This window comes from Streptomyces sp. NPDC002788 (assembly GCF_053592115.1).
This window is the reverse complement of sequence record NZ_JBSFVB010000005.1, coordinates 46415-64702: the sequence shown is the minus strand read 5'-3', so window position 1 is coordinate 64702 and position 18288 is coordinate 46415. Positions and strand designations below refer to the sequence as shown.

Annotated in this window: 14 protein-coding genes; 5 read left to right on the top strand and 9 right to left on the bottom strand. The window is 69.8% G+C overall.

The genetic code is table 11. From position 1 onward, the window contains the following. Nucleotides 1-108: 108 nt before the first annotated feature. The 4 genes from ACWD1U_RS11290 to ACWD1U_RS11275 all read right to left on the bottom strand — a co-directional run bounded on the left by ACWD1U_RS11290 (nucleotide 109) and on the right by ACWD1U_RS11275 (nucleotide 7376). Nucleotides 109-1722 (bottom strand): peptide ABC transporter substrate-binding protein, encoded by a 1614-nt coding sequence (locus ACWD1U_RS11290; RefSeq protein ID WP_451106532.1) that lies wholly within the window; start codon nucleotides 1720-1722, stop codon nucleotides 109-111. Nucleotides 1723-2336: 614 nt separating this feature from the next. Further along, nucleotides 2337-4244, bottom strand: a complete 1908-nt coding sequence (gene typA, locus ACWD1U_RS11285) for a translational GTPase TypA (protein ID WP_451106531.1) — start codon at nucleotides 4242-4244, stop codon at nucleotides 2337-2339. A 208-nt stretch (nucleotides 4245-4452) separates the two neighbouring features. After that, a complete protein-coding gene (locus ACWD1U_RS11280) occupies nucleotides 4453-5079 on the bottom strand; it encodes a hypothetical protein (RefSeq protein WP_451106529.1) in 627 nt (208 codons plus the stop codon). Between the two features lie 113 nt (nucleotides 5080-5192). Continuing rightward, on the bottom strand, nucleotides 5193-7376 hold the full coding sequence (locus tag ACWD1U_RS11275) for an ABC transporter family substrate-binding protein (RefSeq protein WP_451106527.1): 2184 nt from the start codon (nucleotides 7374-7376) through the stop codon (nucleotides 5193-5195). Between the two features lie 288 nt (nucleotides 7377-7664). On the opposite strand from ACWD1U_RS11275, the gene ACWD1U_RS11270 reads away from it, so the two are divergent. The 4 genes from ACWD1U_RS11270 to ACWD1U_RS11255 are packed head-to-tail and all read left to right on the top strand — an operon-like array spanning nucleotide 7665 to nucleotide 11579. Next, on the top strand, nucleotides 7665-7955 hold the full coding sequence (locus tag ACWD1U_RS11270; RefSeq protein ID WP_451106525.1) for a hypothetical protein: 291 nt from the start codon (nucleotides 7665-7667) through the stop codon (nucleotides 7953-7955). Between the two features lie 53 nt (nucleotides 7956-8008). Further along, nucleotides 8009-8842, top strand: coding sequence for a hypothetical protein (locus tag ACWD1U_RS11265; RefSeq protein ID WP_451106523.1), 834 nt, complete (start codon nucleotides 8009-8011; stop codon nucleotides 8840-8842). Continuing rightward, entirely contained in the window at nucleotides 8842-10806 is a 1965-nt protein-coding gene (locus ACWD1U_RS11260) for a fumarate reductase/succinate dehydrogenase flavoprotein subunit (RefSeq protein WP_451106521.1), read from the top strand. The genes ACWD1U_RS11265 and ACWD1U_RS11260 overlap by 1 nt, the downstream gene beginning before the upstream one ends. After that, nucleotides 10803-11579, top strand: coding sequence for a succinate dehydrogenase/fumarate reductase iron-sulfur subunit (locus ACWD1U_RS11255; protein WP_451106520.1), 777 nt, complete (start codon nucleotides 10803-10805; stop codon nucleotides 11577-11579). Before ACWD1U_RS11260 ends, ACWD1U_RS11255 begins: the two co-directional genes overlap by 4 nt. 129 nt (nucleotides 11580-11708) lie before the next feature. On the opposite strand, the gene ACWD1U_RS11250 is transcribed toward ACWD1U_RS11255, so the two are convergent. Beyond that, entirely contained in the window at nucleotides 11709-12842 is a 1134-nt protein-coding gene (locus ACWD1U_RS11250; RefSeq protein ID WP_451106518.1) for a hypothetical protein, read from the bottom strand. 437 nt (nucleotides 12843-13279) lie between these two features. Here ACWD1U_RS11250 and ACWD1U_RS11245 point away from each other — a divergent pair, with 437 nt between their 5' ends. Continuing rightward, nucleotides 13280-14026 carry an alpha/beta hydrolase gene (locus ACWD1U_RS11245; RefSeq protein WP_451106517.1) on the top strand — a complete coding sequence of 249 codons (747 nt, stop codon included), beginning with the start codon at nucleotides 13280-13282 and terminating at the stop codon, nucleotides 14024-14026. 80 nt (nucleotides 14027-14106) lie between these two features. Here the strand turns inward: ACWD1U_RS11245 and ACWD1U_RS11240 are convergent, their stop codons facing one another. From ACWD1U_RS11240 to ACWD1U_RS11225, 4 genes are all read right to left on the bottom strand, one after another. After that, the gene (locus ACWD1U_RS11240) at nucleotides 14107-16743 is read right to left on the bottom strand and encodes a SpoIIE family protein phosphatase (protein WP_451106515.1); all 2637 of its coding nucleotides are present in this window, start codon (nucleotides 16741-16743) and stop codon (nucleotides 14107-14109) included. A 252-nt stretch (nucleotides 16744-16995) separates the two neighbouring features. Next, nucleotides 16996-17403 carry an ATP-binding protein gene (locus ACWD1U_RS11235; protein WP_451106513.1) on the bottom strand — a complete coding sequence of 136 codons (408 nt, stop codon included), beginning with the start codon at nucleotides 17401-17403 and terminating at the stop codon, nucleotides 16996-16998. Between the two features lie 161 nt (nucleotides 17404-17564). Continuing rightward, the gene (locus tag ACWD1U_RS11230) at nucleotides 17565-17993 is read right to left on the bottom strand and encodes a (deoxy)nucleoside triphosphate pyrophosphohydrolase (RefSeq protein ID WP_451106511.1); all 429 of its coding nucleotides are present in this window, start codon (nucleotides 17991-17993) and stop codon (nucleotides 17565-17567) included. Nucleotides 17994-18049: 56 nt separating this feature from the next. After that, nucleotides 18050-18241, bottom strand: a complete 192-nt coding sequence (locus ACWD1U_RS11225; RefSeq protein WP_451106509.1) for an SPOR domain-containing protein — start codon at nucleotides 18239-18241, stop codon at nucleotides 18050-18052. Nucleotides 18242-18288 lie beyond the last annotated feature (47 nt).

Below are 18288 nucleotides of genomic sequence, written 5' to 3'. Positions count from 1 at the left end.
AGGCGCGGGGGCCGCCTCCTGGTGACGAGACGGCCCCACGCACCTCCCACCGCCGCCTGAATCGGCGGTGGGCTTACGGCCGAGTGGGAAGAGCCCGCGAGGCTCCTCTTACTTGGTGGTGACGGCCCACACTTCGAGGTCACCGTGGAAGTCGACGTTGACGTTGTCGACGTTCTTACCGTGGCCGCCGTTGATGCGGTAGTACCAGAGCGGGATGGCCGGCATGTGCTCGACCAGCTTCTTCTCGACCTCCTGGAAGGCCTTCACCGACTCTTCGAGGGACTTGGCGTTGTCCGCCTTGTTCATCAGCCCGTCGATCTCCTTGTTGGAGAAGCGGCCGTTGTTGGCCTCGGCGGTGGTGTGGTACAGCTCCTTCATGAAGTTGGCGTTGACCGGGTAGTCGGCGACCCAGCCACCGCGGTACATGCCCTTCACCTGGTCGTTGTCACGGGCCTCGAGGTCCGTGGCGAAGTCCGGCTTGGGGTCGCCGGCGCAGTCGACGCCGGTGGCCTTGCGGATGGACTCGCAGACCGCGGTCACCCACTCCTTGTGTCCACCGTCGGCGTTGTACTGGATGGTGAACTTGTTACCCGGAACGCCGCCGCCCTCCTGGACGAGCTTCTTGGCCTTCGCCGGGTTGTACGTGAACACGTCGGTGTCCAGGTCCTGGTAGCCCTTGACGCCCGGCGGCGTGAAGCCCTTTGCCGGCGTACGGGTCTTGTTCAGAACCGTCTCGGTGATCGTGTCACGGTCGATCGCCATCGACAGACCCTGCAGGACCTTCGGGTCGATGTCCTTGAAGGTCTTGGAGTAGAACGCCGGGGTCAGCGTCTGCAGGGCCGCGTACGGCTGCTCGATGGCGCCTGCGCCCAGGTCCTGCTTGTACTTCGGCAGGTCCGTCGGGCCGACCTGGCGGATCATGTCCAGGTTGCCGGAGACGACGTCCTTGTACGCGGCTTCGACCGTCGTGTAGTTCTTGAACTGGACGCCCTTGTTCTTCGCCTTGTTCGGGCCCTTGTAGTCATCCCAGGCCTTGACCTGGATGAGCTTCTTGTGGTCCCACTTCTCGAACGTGTAGGGACCGTTGCCGACCGGCTTCTGGCCGAAGGCCTTCGGGTCGTCGTAGAAGACCTTGGGCAGCGGGGCCCACGTGGTGTAGCCCAGCTTGTAGTTGAAGTACGGCATCGTGTACTTCAGCTCGATGGTGAAGGTGTGGTCGTCCACGGCCTTCAGGCCGGACATGGTCTCGGCCTTCGGCTCGCCCTTCTCCGGGTGGACATCGTCGTAGCCCTTGATGTCCTGGAACCAGAAGGAGTTCTGCTGGTTGTTCTTGATGTTGGCGTACCAGTTCCAAGCGTCGATGTACGACTTGGAGGTGACTTCTTCGCCGTTGTGGAACTTCCAGCCCTTCTTGAGCTTGACCGTCCACGTCTTGGAGTCGTCCGAGGAGACCGACTCGGCGTTCGTGTAGACGATGTCGCCCTTGGCGTCGAAGTCCAGCAACTGCGTGAACAGGGACTGGATGACGTACGAACCGTTGGTCTCGTTGGTGTCCGCCGGGATCAGCGGCTTCTGCGGCTCGCCGACGTCGATCGAGACGTATCCGGCCGGTCCGGAACCCTTGTTGTTCCCCTCGCCGTCACTGTCACCGCCGCAGGCGGTGGCGGCCAGGGCGACGACTATCGCCCCCGCGACCCACTTGGCGCTCTTGGCACCGCGCATGGGTTCCTCCTATGAAGTCATTGGTTCACCGCAAAGGGAGCACAGACAGACCACCGCCACCGCCCGTCGCCGGTGCCGGAAATCGTCAGGTGCCCCCGCGCTCGTGAGTCGGCGCCGCTGTCGGCGAGTGACCCGTTCATCCGAGCTCTACGCGCCTAACTATCTGCCAAACGCCAGGACCGAACCACAGTCTCGAGGTCTCGGTTCGATCACAGCTCGCGTATACATCTTCCAAAATCCGGACAAAGGGTTTGGTGAGAGATCCCTGCGAAACGGACTTGTTACACATCTATCGGTGGCAGCTGTCCGCATTCCGGACGCGAGGGTGAGAAAAACCGCTTGCGACTACCGTGGCCCCCGTGCAAGGAGCCACCCGTGGGTGTCGCCGCTCAAGAAACGTGTGCGGCACGGCCGTTGCGCGATCCCCGCAGTCGGGGGCACGGCACTTCCGCAGCAGGGTAGTGGGAGCGGACCGCCCCTGACGGCTGTCGCCCGCAAATCAAGGGTTTTCCCTACCCCTTTCCTTTGCGTTCCCTCCCCTTTAACGAAGCGCGTTCAACGAACAGCGCCGGGCACCCCGCCCACGCGGGGTGCCCGGCGCTGTGGTGGGACGGTCAGCCGTGCTTGGCGCGGCTCGCGGCGCGGGCACGCTCGCGGGCGTCCAGGTTCACCTTGCGGATGCGCACGGCCTCCGGGGTGACCTCGACGCACTCGTCGTCACGGCAGAACTCCAGGGACTGCTCCAGCGACAGCTTGCGCGGCGGGACGATCGACTCGGTCACGTCGGCCGTCGAGGAGCGCATGTTGGTGAGCTTCTTCTCCTTGGTGATGTTGACGTCCATGTCGTCGGCGCGGGAGTTCTCGCCGACGATCATGCCCTCGTACACCTCGGTGCCCGGCTCCACGAACAGCACGCCGCGCTCCTGCAGGTTGGTCATCGCGAACGCGGTGACCGCACCGGCACGGTCGGCGACCAGGGAGCCGTTGTTACGGGTCTGGAGCGTGCCGAACCAGGGCTCGAAGCCCTCGTGGATGGAGTGGCCGATACCGGTGCCGCGGGTCTGGGTCAGGAACTCGGTCCGGAAGCCGATGAGGCCGCGCGAGGGCACGACGAACTCCATGCGGACCCAGCCGGAACCGTGGTTGGACATGTTGTCCATGCGGCCCTTGCGCACGCCCATGAGCTGCGTGACGGCGCCCATGTGCTCCTCGGGCACGTCGATCGTCATGCGCTCGACCGGCTCGTAGACCTTGCCGTCGACCTCCTTGGTGACGACCTGCGGCTTGCCGATGGTCAGCTCGAAGCCCTCGCGGCGCATCGTCTCGACCAGGATGGCCAGCGCCAGCTCACCGCGGCCCTGCACCTCCCAGGCGTCCGGCCGCTCGGTGTCCAGCACGCGGAGGCTGACGTTACCGATCAGCTCGCGGTCGAGGCGGTCCTTGACCTGGCGGGCAGTGACCTTGCGGTCCTTGACGGCCGCCTTGTTGTCGGCGCCCTTGCCGGTGGCGCCACGGCCGACCAGCGGGGAGGTGTTGGTGCCGATGACCATGGAGATCGCCGGCTCGTCGACCGTGATCAGCGGCAGCGCGACCGGGTTCTCCGGGTCGGCCAGGGTCTCGCCGATCATGATGTCCGGGATACCGGCCACGGCGCAGATGTCACCCGGGCCGGCCATCTCCGCCGGCTTGCGGGTGAGCGCCTCGGTCATCATCAGCTCGGAGATCCGCACGTTGCTGACGGACCCGTCGCGCTTCATCCACGCGACCGTCTGGCCCTTGCGCAGCTCGCCCTGCTCGACGCGGAGCAGCGCGATACGGCCGAGGAAGTTGTCGGCGTCCAGGTTGGTGACGTGCGCCTGGAGCGGGGCGGCCTCGTCGTAGACCGGGGCCGGGATGTGCTCCAGGATCGTGGAGAAGAACGGCTCCAGGCTGGTGGAGTCGGCCGGGACCGTGCCGTTGTCCGGCTTGGTCAGCGAAGCGATGCCGTCGCGGCCGCAGGCGTAGACGATCGGGAACTCGATCTGCTCCTCGTCGGCGTCCAGGTCGAGGAAGAGGTCGTAGGTCTCGTTGACGACCTCGTCGATCCGGGCGTCGGGGCGGTCCGTCTTGTTGATGCACAGGATGACGGGCAGCCGGGCCTGGAGCGCCTTGCGCAGCACGAAGCGGGTCTGCGGCAGCGGGCCCTCGGAGGCGTCGACGAGCAGGACGACACCGTCGACCATCGACAGACCGCGTTCGACCTCACCACCGAAGTCGGCGTGGCCCGGGGTGTCGATGATGTTGATCGTGATCGGGTCCCCGCCGTCCTTGGGGTGATACTTCACCGCCGTGTTCTTGGCGAGGATCGTGATGCCCTTCTCACGCTCCAGGTCGTTCGAGTCCATCATGCGGTCGTCGACCGAGTCGAGCTGGTGGGCGGCGAAGGCACCGGCCTGCTTCAGCATGCCGTCGACGATGGTGGTCTTGCCGTGGTCGACGTGGGCGACGATGGCGACGTTGCGGATGTCGTGGCGCGTGGCCATGGTTTGGCGTACTCCCGGAGTTGAGGATTGCCCTGCGCGGACGTCTGCGGTGCGCGGGCCCTGCCGGGCTGAACATGCCACGGCCTCACCCCATGGTACGGGTGCCCTGCCGCTGGCTGCGCATGGATACGTCAACGCAGGTGGCGGGGGGTCCACGGCACCCTTCACCTGGGGCGGGCCTCGCCGGGCCGCTGGGGGACGGCTCGGCTCAGACCGCTGCCCTCGCGGCCCGGGAGTCCGCCGGGCACAGTTCGCCTGCCGCCGCACGGCCGGCGATGTCGGCGGGCGGCTCGGAACAGGGCATGAAGCCGCTGCCGGTGCCCTCCCACGTCCGTACCTGTCCCTTGACGGGCTCGCCGCTTCCGCAGGTGTAGGTGAAACCGGCCTCGACCAGCCTGACGTAACCCCAGGCGTAGTACGCACCCTCGAGGTCACCGGTCGCCACCTCGAAGTAGTGGTCGTCCTCCGGCACCTCCGGCTCGGATGGATCCGCGAGCGGTTCCTCGACCGCCAGATGCGTGCCCAGTGCCGTGATCACGGCGGCCGCGCCGACACCCCGGGGCGCGCCGGTCACCGAGGGCCGGTAGCTCCAATCACCCACGGGCTTGAGCTTGGCCGAGTAGGAGGCGGTCCGCTTTTCGAACGTGATCGGGTCGCTCATCGCGGTCAGCTTGTGCGTCCGCTGGACGCCGGACCAGGCGTAGGTGCCGTTCGTGCACGCCGCGGCCTTGCCGGCGCCGCGCTCGTCCGAGTCCCCCGTGCAAGCCGTCAGCCCCGTCACCAGGGCCGCGGTGATCAGTCCCGCTGCGCGGTAACGCCGTGCCATGCCGTGCATACGCCGGCTCCTCGTCCCCCGTGTACGAACGCCCCCGTCCGCACCGTGATCACTGCAGATCTCATGGTGCGGGCACCGGGCGGGGGCGGCAAGGCGTTTGAGCCTTCCCAGAGCTACGGGGCGGCCGAGCCCTTCGCCGACGGGCCCGACGCCGGCTTCGCGCCCTTCTTCAGGAAGCCCATGTCCTCGTAGACCGGCGTGCCGAAGCCGAAGGCTCCGGTGTTGACGAGGTTCTTGCGGGCCGCGATGAGCTGGGGGCGCTGGAAGAGGGGGATGGAGCCGGCCGCCGCCCAGATGCGGGAGTCGGCCTTGCGGATCAGGGAGCGGGACTCGCCCTCGTCGAGGGTGGCGACGGCCTGGTCGAAGAGCTGGTCGACCTGGTCGGTGCCGACGCGGGTGTAGTTCTGCTCGACGTTCAAGGAGCCGTCGGCGGCCGGGACGGGCTTGGCGTAGACGGGGCGGGCGTCGGTGGCGGGGTAGGCGGTGGCGGGCCAGGAGTAGAGAGCGAGGTCGTACTGGCCGGAGGCGATGTGGTCCTTGAAGTAGGACTCGTCGGAGACCTTGGAGATCTCCGTGCCGATGCCGACGCGCTCCAGCATGCGGGAGACGCGGTCGGCGACGGTGCGCAGCGTCTGGGAGCCGGGCCCGGAGGGGAGCACGAAGCGCAGGGTGAGCGGCTTGCCGTTCTTGGCGAGCCGGGCGGCCTCCTGGTTGGCGGGGGCCGCGGTGCCCTTGGGGGCGTAGGCGCCGGGAGCGCCGCCCTGCTGAGGGTGCTTGTACCGATGGCTGTCCTGGGCGAGGTGGCCGGCGGGGTCCGGCCCGCGGTGGGCCTTGTCGTCCTCGCCGACGATGTACGTGCCGTCGTCGTCCGACTCGCTCCCGGAGGAGCCCGAGGCATTCTCGCCCTCGGAGCCGGCCGCCTTCTCCTTCTTCTGCTCCTTGACCGGACCGCCGCGCACCCAGCCGGCGTCGGCGAGCAGCGCCTGGGCCTCCTTGGTGTCCTGGCCGCCGAGGGCGCCGCTGTTGTCGGCGTAGTGGGCCTGGCCGGACAGGGCCAGGTGGCTGCCGACCGGTACGGCGGGCAGGCCGAGGGGCTTCAGGACGGCCTCGGCCAGTTCGCTGCGGTTCAGGGCGCGGGCGACGGCCCTGCGGACGCGCTCGTCGGCGAGCGGGCCCTCGGCTCCGTTCAGGGCGAGCTGGGTGAAGGCCGGCTCCAGTGACTTGCGCACCTCGAAGCCGCTGAGGGATCGCTGCTGCCGAGCGTACTTGGCGGCGGCCTTGCGCAGCTTCTTGCGGGCGACGGTCTCCTCGTCGGCGGCGTCCTCGTCGGAGCCGTTCACGACGGCCCAGGACTGCAGGGCGTCCGCGGCGGACCGGTCGGCGCCCGGGCCCATCAGCGGGCTGCTGGAGCTGTGCGGGCGGGCGGCGACGGTGATGCGGCGGGCCGCGGTGGGGTCGATCTCGGCCAGGTCGAGGGTGCCGGCGGCCAGCTCGGAGGCCCTCTTGTCGTGCGGGACGGTGCGCAGCACGATCTCGGAGAGCTTGGCCGGCTCGCCCCACCAGCGCGGGTTGCGGGCGAGGGTGATCTCCTCGTCCTTGCCGTCGACCTTCTTCACGGTGAAGGGACCGGCACTGACCTTGAGCTTCTTGCGGGCGCCGTCGTTGAAGGAGTCCGGGGAGCCCATGACGTCCTTCGGGTACAGCGGCGAGAACAGCGAGCGCCAGTCGGCGTAGGGGCGGTCGAAGGTGACCCGGACCTCCAGGGCGCTGTCCCCGCGCTCGACCTTCTGGATGCGCTCGTAGCCGGCGTTGCGGGCGGTCCAGTAGGCGGTGTCCTTGCCGGACAGGGCGCGCCACTGGGCGGCGAAGTCGGCGGCGCCGATCTCCCGGCCGTCGCTCCAGACGGCCTGCTGGTTGAGCTTGTACAGGACGACCTGCTTGGGCTCGGTCTCGACGACCTTGGCGGACTCCAGGTGGTCCGGGTTGCGCTCGGGGCGGCCGGAGGCGTTCATCCGGAACATCGAGGGCAGGACGGCCTGGGCGACGCGGGCGGTGGTGGCGTCTGCGTCCGACTGGAAGGTGTTCAGGGTGTCGGGCACGGAGTCCACGGCCCAGCGCAGGGTGCCGCCGTCGGCGATCCGGTCACGGGCCGCGGGCTGGATGTCCTGCCCCGCGAGCGGCTTGCCGGCCGGGTCCTCGGCGCCGCATCCGGCGAGCGCGGGTACCGCGAGGACGCCCGCGGTGAGGAAAGCGACCGAGCGCGCGACCGCGCGCGGGCCGACGCCGTGCTGGGACATCTGTGCTACCTCCGGGAAGCCGCGGGCGTTACGATCACTTTTGGCGGTATTTGGAGCTTGTCTGATGTATGCGGCCACTGAAGAGGAAAGGGTTCAGCAACACAGGGCGACACGGCGGCCACAGGCGGGAAGTCACCCGCGCGGAGCAGCGCACCGCACGGTGCACCCACACGCCTCGGCCAATCGATGCACATCCCTTCACAGCACAAGGTGTGACGCGCAACACTCGCAGGCGCATGAACGTTGCCGCCTTGGGCCGCGAAGGACCCGTGGAAGTGAGGGCAAGTCATGTCCGTTCACGACGAACTGACGTCAGTCCAGCGCAGTCTCGACGAAGTGTTCCGATCGCTGGGACGCCTGGAGAAGCAGCTCGGCACCGGCGGCCTGGAGATGCGCCGCGTCCGGGCCGACGCCAACCACCTGCGCGAGAGCGTCGCCCTGCTGCGCGACGCCGCCGCCTCGTCGGCCGCACCGAAGCGCCCGGAGCTCGTCACCATCTCGGACGCGCCGTACGACCCGTCGCTGTGGGTCGACTCGGACGACGAGGGGCTCGGCGCCCGGGACCGGCGCGCTCCCTGACCGGGAGGGCGTCGAGCGACCGGCACCTCCCCCGAACCGACCGGAGTCGTCACGTGGCCACTGGTACGGAACCTCCCGCCACAGATCCCCGTCCGAGAGGCGGCGTACGGGCGGGTACGCGCGCCGCGATCACCGCCCCGCACCTGCGCACCGACCGCTGGTGGCTGGCCCCGGCCGGCACGGTCGCCGGCCTGCTGGCCTTCATCGTCTACTCGACCTGGCGGGCCTTCGCCGACGCCCACTACTACGCGGCGCCGTACGTCTCGCCCTTCTACTCGCCGTGCCTGGCGGAGCGCTGCGAGCCGATGAAGGCAGGCCCGAACTGGGAGATCTTCGGCAGCTGGTGGGGCATCTCGCCCGCGGTCATCATCCTGATCTTCCCGCTCGGCTTCCGCCTGACCTGTTACTACTACCGCAAGGCCTACTACCGGGGCTTCTGGGCGTCCCCGCCGGCCTGCGCGGTGGCCGAGCCGCACGGGAAGTACACCGGTGAGACCCGCTTCCCGCTGATCCTGCAGAACATCCACCGGTACTTCTTCTACGCCGCGCTCCTCGTCGCCGGAATCCTCACGTACGACACCGTGCTCGCCTTCCGCGACGAGAACTACGCGTGGGGTCACATGGGCCTCGGCACGCTCGTGTTCCTGGTCAACATCGTGCTGATCTGGGCGTACACGATCTCCTGCCACTCCTGCCGGCACATCGTCGGCGGCAAGCTCAAGCACTTCTCCAAGCATCCCGTGCGCTACCGGATGTGGCAGTGGGTGGGGAAGCTCAACGCCCGGCACATGCAGCTCGCCTGGGCGTCGCTGGTGAGCGTGGCGCTCGCCGACTTCTACGTCTACCTGGTCGCGTCCGGTGCCTTCGACGATCCGAGGTTGTTCTGATGTCCGTGGTCGACCGGCAGGAGTGGGACGTCGTCGTGGTGGGCGCGGGCGGTGCCGGGCTGCGCGCCGCCATCGAGGCCCGCGAGCGGGGCGCCCGTACGGCCGTGATCTGCAAGTCCCTGTTCGGCAAGGCACACACGGTGATGGCCGAGGGCGGTATCGCGGCGGCGATGGCCAACGCCAACGAGAACGACAACTGGCGGGTCCACTTCCGCGACACCATGCGCGGCGGCAAGTTCCTCAACCAGTGGCGGATGGCCGAGCTGCACGCGCAGGAGGCGCCGCAGCGGGTGTGGGAGCTGGAGACCTGGGGGGCGCTGTTCGACCGCACCAAGGACGGCCGGATCTCCCAGCGCAACTTCGGCGGCCACGAGTACCCGCGCCTCGCCCACGTCGGCGACCGCACGGGCCTGGAGCTGATCCGCACCCTGCAGCAGAAGATCGTCGCTCTCCAGCAGGAGGACTTCAAGGAGACCGGCGACTACGAGTCCCGGCTGAAGGTGTTCCAGGAGTGCACGGTCACCCGCGTCCTCACGACGGTGCCCGAGAGCGACTCCGCCGCGGGCGGGCGCGTCTGCGGGGTCTTCGGCTACGAACGCGAGTCGGGCCGCTTCTTCGTCCTGGAGGCACCGGCCGTGGTGATCGCGACGGGCGGTATCGGCAAGTCCTTCAAGGTGACGTCGAACTCGTGGGAGTACACCGGCGACGGCCACGCCCTGGCCCTCCTCGCCGGGGCTCCCCTGCTGAACATGGAGTTCGTGCAGTTCCACCCGACCGGCATGGTCTGGCCGCCCTCGGTGAAGGGCATCCTCGTCACCGAGTCGGTGCGCGGCGACGGCGGGGTGCTGCGCAACTCCGACGGCAAGCGGTTCATGTTCGACTACATCCCCGACGTCTTCAAGGACAAGTACGCCGAGACGGAGGAGGAGGCCGACCGCTGGTACGAGGACCCGGACCACAACCGCCGTCCCCCCGAGCTGCTCCCCCGGGACGAGGTCGCGCGGGCGATCAACGCCGAGGTGAAGGAGGGCCGCGGCTCCCCGCACGGGGGCGTGTTCCTCGACGTGTCGACCCGGATGCCCGCGGAGGTCATCAAGCGGCGGCTGCCGTCGATGTACCACCAGTTCAAGGAGCTGGCGGACGTCGACATCACGGCCGAGGCGATGGAGGTCGGGCCCACCTGCCACTACGTGATGGGCGGCATCGCGGTCGACTCCGCCACGGCGGCGGCCCGCGGAGTGCCCGGACTGTACGCGGCCGGTGAGGTGGCCGGCGGCATGCACGGCTCCAACCGGCTGGGCGGCAACTCCCTGTCCGACCTGCTGGTGTTCGGCCGCCGGGCGGGCTGGCACGCGGCCGAGTACGCGGCGGGGCCGGCCGGTGCGCGGTCCGTCGTGGACGAGGTCCAGATCGACTCCGCCGCCGCCGAGGCCCTGCGGCCCTTCTCGGCCGAGGCGGAGATCGAGGAACCGTCGGGCGGTCCACCGGAGAACCCGTACACCTTGCACCAGGAACTCCAGCAGACCATGAACGACCTGGTCGGCATCATCCGCCGCGAGACGGAGATGAAGCAGGCCCTGGAGAAGCTGGCCGAGCTGCGGCTGCGGGCGCGCCGGGCCGGGGTGGAGGGGCACCGGCAGTTCAATCCGGGCTGGCACCTCGCCCTGGACCTCAGGAACATGCTGCTGGTCAGCGAGTGCGTGGCGCGGGCCGCGCTGGAGCGCACCGAGTCACGCGGCGGGCACACGCGTGAGGACCATCCGGGGATGGACCGCAAGTGGCGCCGGATCAACCTGCTGTGCGCGCTCACCGACCCGACGGGCGGCCTGGCGGCGACGGACCCGGTCCGAGGCCAGATCACCCTCACCCGCGAGACCACCGAACCCATCCGTGCCGACCTGCTCGCCCTGTTCGACAAGGAGGAGCTGGTCAAGTACCTCGCCGAAGAGGAGCTGTACGAATGAGCGGCTACACGGCCCACTTCAAGGTGTGGCGCGGGGACGTGGAGGGCGGCGGCCTGGAGGACTTCAAGGTCGAGGTCAACGACGGCGAGGTGGTGCTCGACATCATCCACCGCCTCCAGGCCACCCAGGCCCCCGATCTCGCCGTCCGCTGGAACTGCAAGGCCGGCAAGTGCGGTTCCTGCTCCGCGGAGATCAACGGCCGGCCGCGGCTGCTGTGCATGACCCGCATGTCGGTGTTCGGCCAGGAGGAGACGATCACGGTGACACCGCTGCGGGCGTTCCCGGTCGTCCGCGACCTGGTCACCGACGTCGGCTTCAACTACGCGAAGGCCAGGGAGGTCCCGGCCTTCGTGCCGCCGGCAGGTGTCGCGCCCGGCGAGTACCGGATGATGCAGGAGGACGTAGACCGCCCGCAGGAGTTCCGCAAGTGCATCGAGTGCTTCCTGTGCCAGGACACCTGCCATGTGGTCCGCGACCACGAGGAGAACAAGCAGGCGTTCGCCGGGCCCCGTTTCCTGATGCGGGTCGCGGAGCTGGACATGCACCCGCTGGACGCGGCGGCGGAGGCGGGCCTGGACCGCAAGACCACCGCCCAGGACGAACACGGCCTGGGGTACTGCAACATCACCAAGTGCTGCACCGAGGTCTGTCCCGAGGGCATCAAGATCACGGACAACGCGCTGATCCCCCTCAAGGAACGGGCGATCGACCGCAAGTACGACCCGCTGGTGTGGCTGGGCTCGAAGATCAGGAGGCGCTCTTCAGCAGGCTGAGCGCCGGGTGAAGGTTGTACTCGGCGATCGTTCCACGCCGGTGAGGGTGCCCGGACCCGGAGCGGCGCGGGTGGGGGGCGAGATCGGTGCGGGTGAGCGGGCGTCGGGCGGGCGTTCTTCGGCGGTCGGTCACCGCACCCAGTCCTCCTCGTACGCACGCCAGTCCGCCTCGGTCGCGGCGAAGTCGATGTACAGCGCGACACCGAAGCGTGCCCGGTCGGCGTCCGTGCGGGACAGGCCCAGGCGGACGCCCCGCACGGCGGCGGGCACGGTCTCGGCGTGGTTCCAGTGGCCGAAGCGGTTCTCGTGGAAGAACGGCAGGCCCATCAGCAGGTCCGTGGAGGGCGGCGTGACCTCCAGCGCGAGGGAGGTCTGCTGGGCGACGTAGCCGCTGTAGGTGCTCTCCAGCGGCTGCATGGTGTCGTACGACATCATGGCGATCTGGTCGACGCGGCGGGCGACCTGGCCGAAGAACTCCTGCGACCACCACTTGGGATGTCCGGTGAGGCGGCCCCAGACGGTGTGGAAGGCGGGGAGCGGGTCGATCTGGTGGGCGGCGACGGAGAGTTGCGCGTCGCGCGAGCGGGTCTCGCGGCGCAGGGCGTCGAGGAGGGTGAGGTAGTTCCGGTCGCCGGAGTGCAGGGGTTCGAGGTCGAGGTGGATGCCTTCGTAGCCGGTGTCCAGGACCTGGCGGGCGGAGTCGAGCACCGCGGCCCGGGTCCCGGGCTTCTCCAGCCGCATGCCCTCCGGGCTCTCGGTCGCGAGGATGTCGCCCAGGAAGGCCTGGACCCGGACGCCGGGCATCTCCTCGTGCACGGCGTCGATGAACCAACGGGCCCTTGGGTAGACGGACTTCGGCAGAGTCCCGTCGTGTTCCAGCGGCCCCGTGTGGATGTACAGGTCCCGGATGCCGGTGTCCCGGAGGCGGCCGGCCAGGGCGCTGACGTCGGCGTCCTTCTTGCGGCCGTCGACCCAGGCGTGGCCCAGCCAGAGGGCGTCGCGGTCGCGGCTGCGGGTGCCCTGCGCGGGATCGCCGGTGTGGTTGACGTAGAGGGCCGCCTCGGCCACGAGCAGGGGGATGAGGAGGGCGAGGACGAGTCCCAGTGCGATGCGTCGCGCTCGGCGGAACAGGCGTGAGCGGCGGGAGCGTCCAGCCGTCCGCGGGTCCTGCGACACGCCTTGCGCGCCCCCGGCACCCGCGCCTTCGCCCCCCTCCGCCACCTCGCCGTCGGACGTCGGCCCGGTACGCCCCGTCGTCTCCATCCAACTCCCCTCAGATGCACCCGCCCTGCGCACCGCGCCACGGACACTCCGGAGTCAAGAAGCGCCGTCGTTCGGGTACTTGTGACGGGTGTTGCCGGGGAGGACGCCGACGACCGGCGGTTCGGTTGCGGTCGGCAGCGGTGCCGGCCTCATCTTCGGCGACCATCACCACTCTGGCGGTCGTCGCAACGACACGAAGATCGCCGATGAAAGCGGCTTCGCAACGGTTCAGCTGCACGTGGATCCGGTCACTGAGCCCTTTCCAATGTCGCACTGGAGCTGCGGGGCGGAGCGTCTGGACGAAAATCCCTTGCAGTCGAGGGTGATGATCGCCACGGTTGCTCCACGTGACCATCGAGATGCCCTACCGGCCACTTCCGATCGACCAGTCGGACGTGCGCTACGTCCACGGACCCGATTCCGCTCCACAGCCGGGCGTGCCCGCCGGCGAGACGGTCGCGTTCGGCTGGCGGGACAGCGAGGTCTACCCGGGAACCTTCCGGAAGTTCTGGATACACGTGCCTGCACGATACGACCCGGCGGAACCGGCATCCTTGATGGTGTTCCAGGACGGATGGTGGTACCTCGACCCCGCAGGGGAGGTACGCGGCGCGATCGTCCTGGACAACCTCGTTCACCGCGGCGACATCCCCGTCACCATCGGTGTGTTCGTCGATCCCGGCGTCTTCCCCGATGCGGAGAACCCGAAGAACCGCAACAACGAGTACGACGCCTTCGACGACCGGTACGTCACCTTCCTCCTCACCGAGATCATCCCGCAGGTCGCGGAGCGCTATACGATCGCCCAGTCGCCCGAAAGGTGGGGCATCTGCGGCGGCAACTGCGCGTTTACCGCCGCGTGGCTGCGACCGGACAAGTTCCGCCGCGTCATCGGATACCTGTCCAGCTTTGCGCAGATGCCGGACGGCAACCCCTACCCGGACCTCATCTCCCGCGTGCCCCGCAAGCCGCTGCGCATCTTCATGCAAGGCGGCCACCGCGACCTGCGCTGGAATGAGCCACAGTGGAACTGGCTCGCCGAAAACCTGCGTGTGGCAGCCGCTCTCGCCGAAGCGGGTTACGACTTCCGCCTTGTCCTGGGAGACGGCGGACACAGCCTCAACCACGGCGGCGTCCTGCTGCCGGACGCTCTGCGCTGGCTGTGGCGGCCCGACGAAGATTGATCGATACCTGCTCATCCAACCTGGCGCCGGCTGCGGTGAGAGGGCGGCGCCCTGGTCGAGGAGTGGGCCGGCGGACCCGGCTAGAACAGACTCAGCAACGCCTCCGCCGGGTCCGTCAGGCCCGTTTCGCCGCCCGGGAGGGGCAGTTCGAACCAGACCGTCTTGCCCCGGGGCGTGCGGCGCGAGCCCCACGCCGCGCTGAGCAGGCCGACCAGTTGGAGGCCGCGGCCACCCTCGTCGGTGTCCCGGGCGCGGCGGCGGCGCGGCTGGACCAGGCCCGAGTCCCAGACCTCGCAGACCAGGGTGCGGTCGAGGAGGAGGCGCAGGCGGATCTCGCCCTCGCCGTAGCGCAGGGCGTTGGTGACCAGTTCGCTGACGAGCAGTTCCGTGGTGTCGACCAGGGGCTCCATGTCCCAGCTGAGCAGCTGGGCGCGGGCGTACTCGCGGGCCCGGCCCACGCTGCGCGGCTCGCGCGGCAGGGTCCAGTCGCCGACGGATTCGGTGGGCAGGCCTTGTACACGTGCCATCAGCAGCGCGATGTCGTCCTCGCCGTGATGGGTGTCGAGGGTGTTGAGGACGTGGTCGCAGACGTCCTCCAGCGGCTGGGTGGGGTCGGCGAGTGCGCTGACGAAGGCCTGGAGGCCCTCGTCGAGGGGGTGGTCGCGGCTTTCGACCAGTCCATCCGTGTAGAGCGCGAGCAGGGCGCCTTCGGGCAGTTCGACCTCGACCTCCTCGAAGGGCTCGCCGCCGACGCCGAGCGGCATGCCCGGCGGCACGTCGAGCATCAGGGCAGGGCCGCCCGGTTCGACCAGGACGGGCGGCAGATGGCCCGCGTTGGCGAACGTGCAGCGCCGGGTGACGGAGTCGTAGACGGCGTAGACGCAGGTGGCGAGGTAGACCTCCGACAGGTCCGCCTCGCGGGGCCGGCGGGCCGCCCGGGTCGCCTGCTGGACGCCTCCGGGGGCGCCGAGGCCGCGGGCGATCTCGTCCAACTGGGAGAGCACCTCGGCCGGTTCTATGTCGAGCTGCGCCAGGGTTCTGACCGCCGTGCGGAGTTCACCCATGGCGACCGCGGCGCGCAGACCGCGGCCCATGACGTCGCCGACGACCAGTGCGGTGCGGTGCCCGGGGAGTTCGATGACGTCGAACCAGTCGCCGCCGACCTCGCTGGGCCGGCCGGTGTTGGCGTTGCCGGGCAGGTAACGGCAGGCGATGTCGAGGCCGGAGGCCTCCGGGTCGCCGGGCGGGAGCAGGGACCGTTGCAGTATCAACGCGCGTTCGTGCTCGCGGCGGTAGAGGCGGGCGTTGTCGATGCAGACGGCGGCGCGGGCGGCGAGTTCGACGGCCAGGTCCCGGTCCCGGTCGCCGAACGGCTCGCTGCCCTTCGTCCGGGCGAACTGCACGAGCCCGACGACGGTGTCGTGAGCGACCATCGGCACGGCCAGCGTGGACTGCACGAGGCCGCCGTCCTCACCGGCGACGGTCTGCGGGCGGGCCGTGCGCAGGGCGTCGGCGCAGGGCGAGTTGAACGGGTAGTGGTGGACGGCGCCGACCGCGACGGGCACACCGGTGCCGGCGAAGGGCGCGTCGGAGACGGCACTGGCGAAGGCCACGCGGCGCAGTTCGGCGCTGCCGTCGGCGAGCCCGGGCGGGGTCTCGTCGCCTACGAGCAGGCCCTGGTAGAGGTCGACGGTGGCCAGGTCGCAGAAGCCGGGGACGACGACGTCGAGGAGCTGCCGGGCCGTGGTCTCCAGGTCGAGGGAGTTGCCGATGCGGGCGCCGGCCTCGTTCAGCAGGGCGAGGTTGCGGCGGGCGGCGGCGGCCTCGCGGGCGGCCGCGCGGCGGGCGGTGATGTCGGTGCCGAGCCAGGCGACGCCGATGGGCCGGCCCGAACCGCTGTGCACGCGGTAGAGGTTGACGGACCAGTGGCGGCGCTCGTCGGAGCCCGGCACGAAACCCGTGACGTGCATGTCCGTGATGGAGTTGCCGGTCTCCAGTACGCGGCGCAGTGTCGCGGCGACCCTCTCGGCCTCACCGCGCTGGAGGTAGTCGTGGACGCCCTTGCCGCGGTGGTCGTCGGGCGAGCCGCCGAAGATGGACGCGAACCGCTGGTTGGCGCGGCGGACCCGCAGATCGGGGTCGATCAGCAGGAAACCGAACGGGGATTGACTGAAAATGGCCTGCGAGGCGGCAAGGTCGGTCTCGATGCTGCGCAGGGTGCGCACGTCGACGACGATGCAGACGGCGGCCTTCTCGCCGTCCTCGGTGCGCGTCGGCATGACGTACACCTCGGCGAGACCCTCGTGTCCGCACTCCCCCGCGACGCCCTTCGGCATCCGGAACGGCACCACGCCGGTCCATTCACGACCGTCGAGGATCTCGGCCATCTTGCGCATGCCCCGCTCGCGATGGCGCGGGTCGATGAACGTTTCGATGGGGTCCATGCCGACGGCGCGGCCGGCGGGGATGCCGAAGAGGTGCTCGGCGCGCAGGCTCCACTGGTCGACCAGCCCGTCGGGGCCGATGGAGAAGGACGCGACCTTGATGTAGTCGTAGATGGATCCGGGGGGACTGCTCTGCCACATGGCGTCCCCGGGCGGCACGCCATCGGCCGCGAGCGCACCTCCGACCGCGGAGGCCAGGCCGTCCGCGGCCCTCGCCCTCGCGCCCTCCGACGGGTCCTCGGACTCCGTGGCCTTCGCTGGTATCTCGCTCACGCGAACCGTCCCCTCCAGCTCACCGCGCCCGGCACCGGTCACCGGGGGCGGCTGCCCGCAGTATCCAGCACTACGGTGCCGCACAACACGGTGTTCACGATCACAGCACGGTCCCGATGGTTTTCGGTCCGGACCGTGACAACACTTCCAGTCTTCTAACCAGGGGACACGTCGTCGAATCCCGTCCGGCGGCAACCGCCACCGGCCTGAACCAATCGCTCTTCAGCGGTAAGACGTACGTACACCGTTCTTTCACTCCGGCATCGGGAGTTCGAACCATACGGTCTTGCCCAGGTCGCCGGGCCGGGTGCCCCAGCGACGGGAGGAGAAGGCCACCAGCTGCAGTCCGCGGCCGCTCTCGTCCTCGGGGCGGGCGGCGCGCTCGCGGGGCGGGTCGGGGAGCGGGTCGGAGACCTCCACCAGGAGGACGCCGCCCAGGCCGGAGGGGCGGACCAGGCGGACGCCGATGGGGCCCGTGGCGTGCCGCAGGGCGTTGGTTACCAACTCGCTGACCAGCAGCGCCGCGAGGTCGGCGAGGTTGTCGAGGCCCCAGTTGCGCAGCTTGCCGCGGACGACCTGACGGGCGGTGCGCACGGCATCCGGCTCGGCGGGAAAGGTCCACTCGGCGCAGTCACCTTCGGTGTCCATCACGCCGATCACTCCCAGACAGGAGGCCCACCCATGTCCGGTTTCATGGGGTTAATGGGCACATACCCGATATCGGGGGCGGAGTACCGTGCGCGGCGGCGCACTGTGTCGCGAAAGGCGTAGGGAGCGCGCTCGTACGGCCGTCGCGGGGCAGGGCACGCCCCTGGTCGACCTCAGGCGCCGGGCACTTCCCGGGCGCCGGGGCCTCGCAGGTGGGCGAGGGCCTGCCGTACGGCCGGCACGTCCTGGTCGAGCCAGTGCACGTCCCAGATGCCGTCGGGGTCGAGCCAGCGCAGCTCGTCGTGGTCCTGGAGGGGCTTGGGCGCAGCGGAGCCGGGGCGCAGGCGGGCGGTCCACACCCGCAGGACGTACGGCGGCTTCAGGGGCCACTCCCCCGGGATGCGCGCGCCGGCCTCGGCGTCGACGCCGAGTTCCTCGCGCAACTCACGCTCGAGCGCCGCCTCGGGCGTCTCCCCCGACTCGACCTTGCCGCCGGGCAACTCCCAGCGCCCGGCCAGCTCGACGGGCGCGCTGCGCCGGGCGGCCAGCAGCCGCCCCCGGTCGATCAGCGCGGCACCCACGACGACGATCCGCTCACTCATGCGGGGAGCCTACGGGAGGGCCACCCGACGCCGGGTCAGCCCTGAGGCGCCCCGGGTCAGTCGTGCACGGCCGGTCCGTTCTGGCCCAGCCGCTCGACCCAGTAGAGCTGCTTGTGGCCGCGGCCGTCGAGGCTGTCCGCGATCCTCTGGGCCTCGGCCCTCGTCGCGTACCGGCCCACTCGGTACCGGTTGCCGTTGTCGTCCTCTCGTATCACGAGCCAGGGGAGAGTGACCGTGCTGTCGTTCATCGCGCCCCTCCACTTCCCACCCGCGGCCTGTGCCGTGCCCCACTCGC